Raw genomic sequence first — 13,691 nt, forward strand, 5'->3', positions numbered from 1 at the left:
ATAAATGAGAAGCGATAGAAATATCCTTCTCATTTTCTTTTTTAGAGCTTGAGTATTGTTTATAGAGTCCTTTTTATGGTAAAATGGTTCTATGAATGAAAGAATGAAAGAGCTCGTTGAACTGCTCAATCGCTATGCGACAGAGTATTATACAAGTGATAATCCATCTGTATCTGATAGTGAGTATGACCGTCTTTATCGTGAATTGGTAGAGTTAGAAAAAGCTCATCCTGACCAAGTTTTACCAGAAAGTCCGACACATCGTGTTGGTGGAAAGATTCTTGATGGGTTTGAGAAATATAGTCATCAGTATCCTCTCTATAGTTTGCAGGATGCTTTTTCACGTGAAGAACTGGATGCCTTTGATGCGCGTGTTCGTAAAGAATTGGATGATGTCACTTATATTTGTGAGTTGAAGATTGATGGTTTATCGATTTCCTTGACTTATGAGCAGGGAATTTTTGTTGCTGGAGCAACTCGAGGTGATGGCTCCATTGGTGAAAACATCACTGAAAATCTTAAACGAGTGAAAGACATTCCTTTATCATTATCTGAAAAAATAGATATAACAGTTCGTGGTGAATGTTATATGCCGAGAGCTTCTTTTGACCAGGTCAATCAATCTCGTCAAGAAAACGGGGAGCCAGAATTTGCCAATCCAAGAAATGCTGCTGCAGGAACACTTCGTCAGTTAGATACAGCAGTAGTAGCCAAACGTAATCTTGCAACCTTCCTTTATCAGGAAGCTAGTCCTTCAACTCGGAATAGTCAAGAGAAGGTTTTAAAACATTTAGAACAATTAGGCTTTGTAGTTAATCAAAGACGTCTATTAGCTCATAGTATGGACGAGGTTTGGGCGTTTATCCAAGAAGTAGGTCAAGAAAGAGATCAATTGCCATATGATATAGACGGTGTCGTGATTAAGGTCAACGACCTAGCTGGTCAAGAGCAACTAGGATTTACAGTCAAAGCACCTAAATGGGCAGTAGCATATAAATTCCCAGCAGAAGAAAAAGAAGCGAAACTGCTTTCTGTTGACTGGACAGTAGGAAGAACTGGTGTCGTAACTCCGACTGCTAATCTTACTCCGGTGCAATTGGCAGGTACAACAGTTAGTCGTGCAACGCTTCATAATGTAGACTATATCGCTGAAAAGGATATCCGCAAGGATGATACTGTCATTGTCTACAAGGCGGGAGATATCATACCAGCCGTTCTACGAGTGGTGGAGTCTAAACGTGTGTCGGAGGAAAAACTAGATATTCCAACAAACTGTCCAAGTTGTGAGAGCAAGTTGTTACACTTTGAAGATGAGGTGGCTCTTCGTTGTATCAATCCACGATGCCCTGCTCAAATCAAGGAAGGTTTGACGCATTTCGCATCGCGTGATGCTATGAATATCTCTGGCCTTGGCCCATCAATCGTGGAGAAATTATTTGCTGCCGATTTGGTTAAGGATATTGCAGATATTTATCGCTTGACTGTGGAAGATTTGCTTTTGCTAGATGGTATCAAGGAAAAATCTGCTCAAAAGCTCCACCAGGCTATTCAAGCATCCAAAGAAAATTCTGCTGAAAAACTCTTGTTTGGTTTGGGGATTCGTCATGTAGGAAGTAAGGCAAGTCAGTTGCTTTTACAAAACTTCCACTCAATCGAATCGCTAGCACAAGCCAATCCTGAAGAAATTGCAAATATTGAAAGTTTGGGTAGTGTCATTGCTCAAAGCCTACAGACCTATTTTGCTACAGAGGGTTCTGAAATCCTTTTAAGGGAATTGAAAGAATCAGGTGTTAATCTAGACTTCAAAGGACAGACAGTTGTAGCAAATGCAGCCTTGTCTGGTCTAACTGTCGTATTGACAGGAAAGCTAGAGCGTCTTAATCGCTCAGAAGCTAAAAATAAATTAGAAAGTCTAGGAGCCAAGGTTACTGGTAGTGTGTCGAAAAAAACAGACCTTGTTGTAGCAGGAGCAGATGCAGGAAGCAAGCTCCAAAAAGCACAAGAACTGGGAATAGAGATTCGTGATGAAGCTTGGCTTGAGAGTTTGTAAGCTATGAAAGAAGAAAAAAAACGCGCACGCCTCATTTATAATCCGACCTCAGGCCAGGAAATTATCAAGCAAAATATCGCAGAAGTTCTAGAAGTGTTAGAGAGCATAGGCTATGAAACAAGTGCTTTTCAGACCAAACCTGAACACTTATCAGCCCAGAAAGAAGCAGAAAGAGCTGCAAAAGCTGGATTTGATTTGGTTTTGGTAGCTGGTGGCGATGGTACTATCAATGAAGTGGTTAATGGAATTGCACCTCTGGAACATCGTCCAAAGATCGCCATCATTCCTACTGGAACTACCAATGACTATGCAAGAGCATTGAAAATCCCTATGGGGGATCCAGTTGCTGCAGCGAAAATCATTACTAAAAATGAAACCAAGCAAATTGATATTGGTCGTGCTTATGGTGATAAGTATTTCATCAATATTGCTGCGGCAGGAACTCTTACGGAGTTAACTTTTAGTGTTCCGAGTGAACTAAAGACGCGTTTGGGTTATCTGGCCTACGTTGCTAAAGGCTTCGAGATGTTTCCAAAATCCAAAGCCCGTCCTGTTCGTATTTACCATGATTGGGGAATTTTTACAGGAGAAGTTTCTCTTGTCTTTGTTGCCTTGACCAATTCTATTGGTGGATTTGAGCAATTTGCACCTGATACCAGACTGTATGATGGCAATTTCACGCTTATTCTGGTAAAGACGGATAAAATACTAGATATGTTGAGTTTGCTAGTTCAGGCCATGAACGGAGGCCAACACGTGTCAGATGTCAATGTTGAATATCTTAAAACGAGTAAACTCCGAATTGAAACTTTAGATCAGGAAGAGCCATTTATGCTTAATCTTGATGGAGAATACGGTGGCGACACACCAGTAGATTTGGAAGTATGTCATAACCACATTGAGTTTTTTGTGAATCGTGAGGCACTTGATCAAGAAATTATTAGTCACATATAAAATCAAATTAATTTAGAAATTAGGGAGAACCATGTACAATTATCCTGTACTTATTCATTATCATCGCAGGGATGAAGCCTACGAGGCTTGCAGTTTCAGCAAAAAGCCTCTAGATTCAGTAGAGCTTATCAAAGAAGAAGAATATTTTGGAGCTAAATTTTCACTGACTCAATCGAGTGAAGTAGCCCTTGAGACCATGACTTTTACTGTTGAAAAAGATGGTGTCAGCAAAGAATATCCTATTCGCTTCAATTACTATCCACTTTTGACAGAGGTTTGGATTTTGGATGGAGACGATACAGTTTATTACTCTGAAAATCCAGCTATTGCCAGTCCCCACTATAAGGACCAAAATCCTTTTGCCTTCGACAAGGCAATTAATAGTGCTAGTTTTGACCACCACTGGGGTTATCAAGGAGAGTTGGGATGTCAAGTTTCTGAAATTGAAACAAGATTTAGCCTATGGGCACCAACAGCTACATCTGTCCAAGTAGTAGTCTATGAATCTGCAAGTAACGACGCACCTATCCTTAAAACCTTTGAAATGGAGCGTGGAAATAGTTACTCCTATAGTCACAAGTATAATACAATTGGTGTTTGGAGTTTATCAGTTCCAGAAAGCTTAGCAGGTTGTGCTTACCACTACCAAATTGACTTTCCTCATCACCAGTCATTAACTCGTGATCCATATACAATAGCGACAAGTCCTGATGGAAAACGTTCAGCCATTGTCTCAAACCAAGATCGTCAAGTCGAAGGTTTTGAGGTTAAGCATGGTACAGAAGCAACTTGGCGTTTGGAAAATCCTTGCCAGGCAGTTGTGTATGAAATGCATATCCGTGATTTGACTAAGTCTGAAACCTCTGGTGTTGCGCCAGAATTAAAAGGAACCTTCTTAGGTGCAGCGCAAACTGGAACAGTTAACCAATATGGTCAATCGACAGCGTTTGATTACATCAAAGAACTTGGTGTCAACTATGTTCAGTTGCAACCAATTGCTGACCGTCATAAAGAATACGACGCTGATGGAAATGTAACTTATAACTGGGGATATGATCCACAAAACTACAATGCTCCAGAAACTAGCATGTCTACAAATCCAAATGATCCAGGTCAAGCTATCCGTGATTTGAAAGCCATGGTCCAAGCTTATCACGATGCTGGTATCGGCGTTATTATGGACGTTGTTTACAATCATACCTTCTCAACCGTTGATGCACCATTCCAAACAACGGTTCCCGATTATTATTATCGAATGAACCATGATGGAACCTACCAAAATGGAACAGGAGTCGGTAACGAAACTGCCAGTGAGCATGAAATGTTCCGTAAATATATGATTGATTCTCTTCTCTACTGGGTAAAAGAATATAATATTGACGGCTTCCGCTTTGATTTGATGGGAATTCATGACGTCAAAACCATGCAAATGATTCGTTGGGCTATGGACGAAGTCGATCCGAAAATCATCCTGTATGGAGAAGGTTGGGATATGGGAACAGGTCTTGCTCCTTATGACAAGGCTAAGAAAGACAATGCCTACCAATTGCCAAACATTGGATTCTTTAATGATAATCAACGTGATGCGGTCAAAGGTTGTGAAGTCTATGGCTCTATCAAATCTGGCTTCGTCAGTGGAGCAGGTACTGAGCCAATTGTCGCAAAGGCTATCCTTGGAAGCCGAGAGCTTGGTTCATACCTTAGTCCAAACCAAGTCTTGAACTATGTAGAAGCCCACGATAACTACAACTTACATGATTTACTTAAAACCCTTCATCCGATGGAGAGTGATAAACGTATCATGAAGAAAGTAGAAACAGCAACGGCTATGAACCTCCTCATGCAAGGGATGGCTTTCATGGAACTGGGGCAAGAATTTGGCCGTACTAAACTCGTAGCTACAGGCGAAAATGGAGAGTTGACTCACGCAGATCGTGAGCGAGCAATGAACAGTTACAATGCTCCTGATAGTGTCAACCAAGTCAACTGGGATTTGATCAATGAGCGTCAAGATAGCATCGAGTTTGTCCGTCAGATTATCCGTCTTAAAACACAAACTAGTGCCTTTTCATACCCTACCTATGAAGAAGTATACCGTCATGTCTTTGTTCACACAGCCATTGAAAATAGTGGTTGGATTGTCTACGAGATTCATGGTGGCGAAGAGCACTTCTTGGTTGTATTCAATGCCAAAGGAGCTTCATATTACTATGAAAATGCAGGAAATCTTGAAATGCTAGTTACAAATAGCCGTTCTAACCAAGAAAATGTTATTGACGACGTCAGTGTGGCAGTTATGAATGTTTTATCCTAAAAAATAACCTAAAACTCAAGATTTATGCTTGAGTTTTTTTATATTTCTAGACATAAAAATAAAAATGGAACAATTACTAAAAATAGTTGAAAATTTCAGAAAATTTGGTAAAATTATATAAAAAGAGTTATCTACGAATATTATGTTATCAAAATCTAAAAATGTTCAGTTTTTAAGCGAGTTGTTTTATATATAGATAATGAGAGTTATTTTTGTAACAGTAGCTAATAGAAAATTCCATCGCTTATCATTATTTATGAAAATTTTAGAAATGTTAAGATAACTATATGAAGATTTTCGAAAAAAATTTTAGGAGAATTCGGAAATTAGTTGAAAGTTTTCTTAAAAGATAGTATAATAAAGTCATAGAAAACGCTTACAATAAAAGGGGGATTCAATGGATAAATTTGAGGCTTTAAGAACTTTTACTAGTGGCGAAAATTTTCATCTTCAGCACTATTTGGGAGCGCATCGTGACGAAAGAGACGGTGAGTATGGTTATACATTCCGTGTCTGGGCGCCAAATGCGCAGGCTGTCCATCTAGTTGGTGATTTTACTAACTGGCTTGAAAATCAAATCCCCATGGTTCGTAATGAATCTGGAGTTTGGGAAGTTTTTACAACTTTAGCTCAAGAGGGGCATATTTATAAATATCATATTACTCGTGCTAATGGTCATCAGCTTATGAAGATTGATCCTTTGGCAGTACGCTATGAAGCTCGTCCGGGAACAGGAGCTGTTTTAACAGAAATACCTGAGAAAAAATGGAAAGACGGTCTCTGGTTAGCTCGTAGAAAACGTTGGAGATTTTTCGAAAGACCGGTCAATATCTATGAGGCGCATGCAGGATCTTGGAAGAGAAATCCTGATGGGACACCTTATAGCTTTGCTCAACTTAAAGAAGAGCTCATCCCCTATCTTGTTGAGATGAACTATACTCACATCGAGTTTATGCCTTTGATGTCTCATCCTCTTGGATTGAGTTGGGGCTATCAGCTCATGGGTTACTTTGCTTTAGAGCATGCCTATGGTCGTCCAGAAGAGTTTCAAGATTTTGTTGAGGAGTGTCACCTTAACAATATCGGTGTAATTGTGGATTGGGTGCCAGGTCACTTTACAATCAATGATGATGCTTTGGCATACTATGATGGCACACCGACTTTTGAATACCAGGATCATAATAAGGCTAACAACTACGGTTGGGGCGCGCTTAACTTTGACCTTGGTAAAAATGAAGTCCAATCTTTCTTGATTTCTAGCATTAAGTTCTGGATTGATTTCTATCACCTAGATGGTATTCGTGTAGACGCTGTAAGTAATATTCTCTATCTAGATTATGATAATGCTCCGTGGACCCCAAATAAAGACGGTGGCAATCTCAACTATGAAGGCTATTATTTCCTACAACGTTTGAACGATGTTATTAAGCTAGCTCATCCGGATGTTATGATGATTGCAGAGGAGTCTTCTTCAGGTACCAAGATTACTGGTATGAAGGAAATAGGTGGACTTGGATTTGACTACAAGTGGAACATGGGTTGGATGAATGACATCCTGCGTTTCTACGAAGAAGATCCAATTTACCGTAAGTATGACTTTAATCTAGTGACCTTCAGCTTTATGTATGTGTTCAAGGAGAATTATCTCTTACCATTCTCACACGATGAAGTGGTTCATGGTAAGAAGAGTATGATGCACAAGATGTGGGGAGATCGATATAATCAATTCGCAGGCTTACGCAATCTCTACACTTACCAAATTTGTCATCCAGGTAAAAAATTGCTTTTCATGGGTAGTGAATATGGTCAATTCCTAGAATGGAAATCTGAAGAACAGCTGGAATGGTCTAACCTAGAAGATCCAATGAATGCTAAGATGAAGTATTTCACTTCTCAGCTAAACCAGTTTTACAAAGACCACCGCTGTCTGTGGGAAATCGATACCAGCTATGATGGTATTGAAATCATCGATGCGGATAATAGAGACCAGAGTGTTCTTTCCTTCATCCGTAAGGGTAAAAAGGATGATATGTTAGTCTGTGTCTTTAATATGGCACCAGTCGAACGAAAAGATTTTACAATCGGACTTCCTGTTGCAGGGATTTACGAAGAAGTCTGGAATACTGAGTTAGAAGAGTGGGGAGGCGTTTGGAAAGAACATAATCAAACTGTTCAAACGCAAGAAGGACTATGGAAAGATTATGAGCAGACCCTGACCTTTACCCTACCAGCTATGGGAGCAAGTGTATGGAAAATCAAACGTCGCTTGAAACCTACTAAAATTGTCACAAGTAAAAACCAAAAAGGAGTAGAAAATGAAGAATGAAATGTTAGCTTTGATTCTTGCTGGTGGGCAAGGAACTCGTCTCGGTAAACTCACTCAAAGCATTGCAAAACCAGCTGTGCAATTTGGTGGGCGCTACCGTATCATTGACTTTGCCCTATCAAACTGTGCCAACTCAGGGATTCATAATGTTGGAGTCATCACCCAGTATCAACCACTTGCTCTCAACAACCATATTGGGAATGGTTCAAGTTGGGGATTAGACGGTATCAATTCTGGTGTCTCTATTCTTCAACCTTATTCTGCAAGTGAAGGAAATCGTTGGTTTGAAGGGACTAGTCACGCTATTTACCAAAATATCGACTATATCGACAGTGTTAATCCTGAGTATGTTTTGATTCTATCTGGGGACCACATCTACAAAATGGACTATGATGATATGCTCCAGTCTCACAAGGATAATAATGCCAGCTTGACAGTAGCTGTTCTAGATGTCCCTCTTAAAGAAGCAAGCCGTTTTGGTATCATGAATACAGATGCCAATAACCGCATTGTTGAATTTGAAGAAAAACCAGCCCAACCTAAATCTACCAAAGCCTCTATGGGTATTTATATCTTTGATTGGCAGCGTCTCAGAAATATGCTTGTTGCTGCTGAAAAGAGCAATGTCGATATGTCAGACTTTGGTAAGAATGTCATTCCAAATTACCTTGAGTCTGGTGAAAGTGTCTATGCTTATGAATTTAATGGTTACTGGAAAGACGTTGGTACTATTGAGTCACTTTGGGAAGCGAATATGGAATATATTTCTCCAGAAAATGCCTTGGATAGTCGTAACCGTCAATGGAAGATTTACTCAAGAAATTTAATTTCACCACCAAACTTCCTTGGGGCCAACGCTCATGTGGAAGACTCCTTAGTTGTAGATGGATGTTTCGTTGATGGGACTGTTAAACATTCTATCCTTTCAACAGGAGCACAAGTTAGAGCAGGGGCAGAAGTAGTAGATTCAGTTATCATGAGTGGAGCAGTTATTGGTAGAGGTGCTAAAATTACACGTGCAATCATCGGTGAAGGCGCAGTCATCGCTGATGGTGTTGAAATTGATGGTACAGAAGAAGTACAAGTAGTCGGATATAACGAAGTAGTGGGGGTAGCAACAGATGAAGATTGATAAATATTCAGCGATTTTAGGAAATACCGTTGGTTTCCATGATATGTCAACCTTGACAAGTAACCGTCCAGTGGCAACTTTACCATTTGGAGGAAAGTATCGTTTGATTGACTTCCCGCTTTCAAGTTTAGCTAATGCAGGCGTTCGTAGTATCTTTGGAATTTTCCAACAAGATAACATCAGCTCTGTATTTGATCATATTCGTTCAGGACGTGAGTGGGGCTTGAATACACTTCTTAGCCACTACTATCTTGGAATCTACAATACTCGTGTAGAGAGCAGTACTGTTGGTAAAGAATACTATCAACAACTTTTGACTTACCTAAAACGTTCAGGTTCAGACCAAACAGTTTCCTTGAACTGTGATGTTTTAGTGAATATCGATCTCAATCAAGTTTTCCATTTGCATAATACAACAAAATCACCAATTACAGTTGTTTATAAAAAATTGCCTAAGAAGGACATTTCTGAAGTAAATGCAATCCTTGATATTGATGAAACTGACCATGTGCTTTCTCACAAACTCTTTGATAAAAAATCAAACCAAGAATACTACAACATGTCGACAGATATCTTTGTTGTAGACACTCAATGGTTGATTAAACGTTTGGAAGAAGAAGCTCAAAAAGAATATCCAGAAAAATTGCGTTATGTTCTTCGTGATTTGGCAGCCAAAGAAGGTGCTTTTGCATATGAATATACAGGTTACCTAGCAAATATTCATTCAGTAGAAACATACTATCAAGCTAATCTAGATATGCTGAATCAGCAAAAATTCTATTCTTTGTTCTCACCAAATCAAAAGATTCATACTAAAGTTAAAAACGAAGAACCTACCTACTACGCATCTGGTTCAAAAGTGAACACCTCTCAATTTGCTTCTGGTAGTATCATTGAAGGTGAAGTGGATAAATCTATTATTTCGCGTAATGTTCGTATCAATAAAGACAGCTTGGTTAAAGAGTCTCTTATCTTCCCTCGCGTTGTCGTTGGAAAAGGTGCAAAGATTGAGTATGCAATTGTAGATAAGGGTGCTGAAATAGCTGAGGGAGTTGTTATTCGAGGTACAGCAGAAAAACCTGTTGTTATCAAAAAAGGCGAAAAAGTAACAGAGGATGTCCTTTCATGAAAATTTTATTTGTAGCAGCAGAGGGCGCTCCCTTTTCAAAAACAGGTGGATTGGGAGACGTTATCGGAGCACTTCCAAAATCATTAGTAAAAGCTGGGCATGAAGTTGCTGTTATCTTACCTTACTATGACATGGTAGAAGCCAAGTTTGGTGATCAGATTGAAGATGTCCTTCAATTCGAAGTCTATGTTGGTTGGCGCAGACAATTTTGTGGAATTAAGAAAACTGTTTTAAACGGTGTTACCTTCTACTTTATCGACAATCAATATTATTTCTTCCGTGGGCATGTTTATGGAGATTTCGATGATGGTGAACGTTTTGCCTTCTTCCAACTTGCTGCCCTTGAAGCTATGGAGCGTATTGGATTCATACCTGACGTCCTCCATGCTCATGATTACCATACAGCAATGATTCCTTTCTTGCTGAAGGAAAAATACAGATGGATTCAAGCTTACCAAGGAATCAAGACTGTTTTGACCATTCATAACTTGGAATTTCAGGGTCAATTTTCTGAGAGTATGCTTTGGGACTTGTTCAGGGTTGGATTTGAGCGCTACGCTGATGGAACAGTTCGTTGGAATGATTGCCTCAACTGGATGAAGGCAGGTATTCTATACGCTGATCGTGTATCAACTGTGTCACCGAGCTATGCTTATGAGATCATGACTACAGAGTTTGGTTGTGGTATTGATCAGATTCTTCGTATGGAATCTGGTAAGGTTTCAGGTATTGTTAATGGTATTGATACAGATTTGTACAACCCAGAGACGGATGCGTTACTTGAGTATCATTTTAATAAAAATGATCTGTCAGGAAAGGCTCAAAATAAAGCAAAACTTCAAGAAAAAGTTGGTCTTCCAGTACGTCCTGATGTGCCATTGATTGGTATTGTATCTCGCTTGACTCGTCAAAAAGGATTTGATATAGTAGTTGAAAGCTTGCATCGTATGCTTCAAGAGGATATTCAAATCGTTCTTTTGGGAACTGGTGATCCTGGATTTGAACAAGCCTTCTCTTGGTTTAGTCAAGTATTCCCAGAAAAACTTTCTGCCAATATCACTTTCGATGTGAAATTAGCTCAAGAGATTTATGCAGCATGTGATATTTTCCTCATGCCAAGTCGCTTTGAACCGTGTGGACTTTCACAAATGATGGCCATGAGATATGGTACGCTTCCTTTGGTAAATGAGGTTGGTGGTCTTAGAGATACTGTTCAAGCCTTTAATCCAATTGATGGAACAGGTACAGGCTTTAGCTTTAACAACCTAACTCCATACTGGCTCAACTGGGCATTGCAAACAGCTTTGGATGTTTATCACAACCATCCTGATGTTTGGAAGAACATGCAAGTTCAAGCTATGGAATGTGATTTCTCTTGGGATACAGCCTGCAAGTCATATCTTGATTTGTACCATAGCTTAGCAAACTAAATAGTTAAAATCGTATGATACCTTCATACGATTTTTTGAGATTCTGAAAGTAAGGCAATTATATGAAAAAAATTAAAGGACTCTGTGTACTGGATGTTGATGGGACACTAATAGAAGAGGAAGTTATTGATTTGTTGGGGAAAGAAGCAGAGTGTGAAAATGAAGTAGCTCTACTGACTGCCCAAGCTATGAGGGGAGAACTAGATTTTGAAGAAAGCCTGAGAAAACGTGTTTCACTTCTAAAAGGACTTTCTATAGATACTTTTGATAAGATTTATCATGAACTACACCTTAGTAAAAATGCTGCGCAATTTATTAACACTCTGCAAAAAAATCAGATAGAAGTGGGTTTAGTTTCGGGTGGATTTACACCTGTGGTTGAAAGAATAGCAAAAGATTTAGGGATTTCATTATTTTCTGCTAATCAACTGGAAATCAGAGATGGTCATTTAACTGGAAGTCTTGTTGGTCCTATTATAAGCAGAGAAGTTAAAAAAGAAACCCTAGTAAGATGGGCTGATGAATTAAAAGTACCTATCGAAAGGACGATTGCTATTGGAGATGGAGCTAATGATTTAGCAATGTTGAAGAGAGCTGGAATCGGCATTGGCTTCTGTGCCAAAGAAATCGTGAAAGAGGAAATTCCCCTTCAAATTGAAGATAGAGATTTAACAAAAGTATTGAATCTGATAGATTTCCTTTGATTAGAAAGATGAGTGTATGAAAATTGTTATCGCGCCTGACTCTTTTAAGGAGAGTCTCTCTGCTAACCAAGTGGCTGAAGCTATAAAACGCGGCTTTAAAAAAGCTCTACCTGAATCGAAATGTTTGCTCTTACCTGTTGGCGATGGAGGGGAAGGAACAGTGGATGCCATTAAAAATTCACTTGGTCTTGTAGAAAAAACTGCTTTAGTGACAGGTCCCTTTGGAGATGAGGTTCAAATGACTTATGTTCAAAAAGGAGAACTTGCTCTTTTCGAGGTGGCTGATTTAGTTGGGCTTGCTAAAATTCCTATTGAAAAACGAAATCCACTGAAGATTCAAACAAAGGGGATTGGTCAACTGATCCTATATTTAATCGAACAAGGAATGAAAGAGATCTATATAGGAGTTGGTGGGACATCCAGTAACGATGGTGGTATTGGAATTGCCTCAGGACTCGGGTATCAGTTTTATGATGAAAGCGGGATGGAACTTGAGGCTTGTGGCCAGTCCTTATTTGAAATTAGTAAGATTTTGGACAAAAGTGTCGTTACCATGCCTGCTGATGTGCGTATCAAAATCTTAGCAGATGTGACCAATCTACTCTGTGGAACTCACGGTGCTACCTATACATTTGGAAAGCAAAAAGGGTTGGAACCAGCTAAATTCCAAGACGTTGATATTGCTATTGAAAATTTTTACCACAAAGTTGCACCTGAAATGTTAAAATTGGATGGTGCTGGAGCAGGTGGTGGTATTGCGGCTGGTTTGTGTGCCTTTGCAGGAGCAGAGATTGTATCTGGTATTCAAACCTGTTTAGATTTAATAAACTTTGATGAACAGGTTGTAGATGCAGATCTAGTTATCGTTGGTGAAGGTAGATTGGATGCTCAAAGTTTTTCAGGCAAGGCGCCAATCGGGGTAGCAAAAAGAACACCAAATGGTGTTCCAGTTATTGCTATTTGTGGTAGTTTAGCTGAGGATTTACCTCCTTTACCATTTGAGAATGTCATCGCTGCTTTTTCTATATTAGAAAAAAGTGAACCACTGGAAGACAGTCTAAAAAATGCCGCTATCTATTTAGAAGATACAGCTGCAAACATTGGTCAAATTTTAGCTTTGAAGAAAAATTAACCAAACCATTTTTTCCAGAGAGAAGTAGGAGCTTTCGTCTCTTTCTCTTGCCATAAGTCTGAAAAGGCCTTTCGGAGGTCTTTTTCACTTGTTTGAACCGGAACATCACTATGGATAACCAGTCCGAAAGGAGAAGAGTTATGATCTTCAGAAACGATAGTTGCTTGGCAATCAGAATCTTTAGCATTTTTTAAATAATAAACTTGTCTGTCAAACTCAACTTGAGGAGAGATTTTGACAAATAGAGGTTCAGTTTCTTTTTTAAAAGTCTCCAAAATAGTCAAAAAACCTTTTTGAAATTTGTCATCATTCGCAGTAGCGAGTTCAGCGTAGCCAAGAACACGTTCTTCAAAGGTACCAAGAAAACGTCTTTGTTCGTCGGGATTTAATTTAAGCCCGCCATGAGCTTTTTCTAATATTTGTTTTGATATATCAGTCATAAAAATAGTATATCATAAAATAAAGGAGAAAACAGATAAAAGAAAGCGATTACTTTATAAACTTAAGGAAAATTTGCACA

General features: G+C 39.1%; 10 protein-coding genes. 9 read left to right on the top strand and 1 reads right to left on the bottom strand.

Annotation, left to right across the window (positions count from 1 at the left end):
* The first annotated feature begins 91 nt into the window (after positions 1-91).
* The 9 genes from ligA to QM867_RS00685 all read left to right on the top strand — a co-directional run bounded on the left by ligA (position 92) and on the right by QM867_RS00685 (position 13,171).
* Entirely contained in the window at positions 92-2,050 is a 1,959-nt protein-coding gene (ligA, locus tag QM867_RS00645; protein WP_414314909.1) for an NAD-dependent DNA ligase LigA, read from the top strand.
* Between the two features lie 3 nt (positions 2,051-2,053).
* The gene (locus tag QM867_RS00650; protein WP_414273592.1) at positions 2,054-3,004 is read left to right on the top strand and encodes a diacylglycerol kinase family lipid kinase; all 951 of its coding nucleotides are present in this window, start codon (positions 2,054-2,056) and stop codon (positions 3,002-3,004) included.
* Positions 3,005-3,035: 31 nt separating this feature from the next.
* Entirely contained in the window at positions 3,036-5,318 is a 2,283-nt protein-coding gene (gene pulA / locus QM867_RS00655) for a type I pullulanase (RefSeq protein ID WP_414314910.1), read from the top strand.
* 397 nt (positions 5,319-5,715) lie between these two features.
* Positions 5,716-7,644 (top strand): 1,4-alpha-glucan branching protein GlgB, encoded by a 1,929-nt coding sequence (gene glgB / locus QM867_RS00660; protein WP_414314911.1) that lies wholly within the window; start codon positions 5,716-5,718, stop codon positions 7,642-7,644.
* Positions 7,634-8,776: a glucose-1-phosphate adenylyltransferase gene (locus QM867_RS00665; protein WP_414314912.1), complete on the top strand. Its 1,143-nt coding sequence runs from the start codon at positions 7,634-7,636 to the stop codon at positions 8,774-8,776. The genes glgB and QM867_RS00665 overlap by 11 nt, the downstream gene beginning before the upstream one ends.
* Positions 8,766-9,905, top strand: coding sequence for a glucose-1-phosphate adenylyltransferase subunit GlgD (gene glgD, locus QM867_RS00670; RefSeq protein WP_414314913.1), 1,140 nt, complete (start codon positions 8,766-8,768; stop codon positions 9,903-9,905). The genes QM867_RS00665 and glgD overlap by 11 nt, the downstream gene beginning before the upstream one ends.
* Positions 9,902-11,335, top strand: a complete 1,434-nt coding sequence (gene glgA, locus QM867_RS00675) for a glycogen synthase GlgA (protein ID WP_414314914.1) — start codon at positions 9,902-9,904, stop codon at positions 11,333-11,335. Before glgD ends, glgA begins: the two co-directional genes overlap by 4 nt.
* Before the next feature lie 62 nt (positions 11,336-11,397).
* Complete coding sequence (serB, locus tag QM867_RS00680; RefSeq protein ID WP_414314915.1) at positions 11,398-12,039, top strand: phosphoserine phosphatase SerB; 642 nt, start codon at positions 11,398-11,400, stop codon at positions 12,037-12,039.
* A 16-nt stretch (positions 12,040-12,055) separates the two neighbouring features.
* Positions 12,056-13,171: a glycerate kinase gene (locus QM867_RS00685; RefSeq protein WP_414314916.1), complete on the top strand. Its 1,116-nt coding sequence runs from the start codon at positions 12,056-12,058 to the stop codon at positions 13,169-13,171.
* Here QM867_RS00685 and QM867_RS00690 read toward each other — a convergent pair.
* Positions 13,168-13,611, bottom strand: a complete 444-nt coding sequence (locus tag QM867_RS00690; RefSeq protein ID WP_414314917.1) for a DUF1694 domain-containing protein — start codon at positions 13,609-13,611, stop codon at positions 13,168-13,170. The two genes, QM867_RS00685 and QM867_RS00690, sit on opposite strands and share 4 nt — an antisense overlap.
* Positions 13,612-13,691: the final 80 nt, after the last annotated feature.

Origin of the sequence: Streptococcus infantis (assembly GCF_047463635.1) — a bacterium.
GTDB classification, from domain to species: Bacteria; Bacillota; Bacilli; order Lactobacillales; family Streptococcaceae; genus Streptococcus; species Streptococcus infantis_W.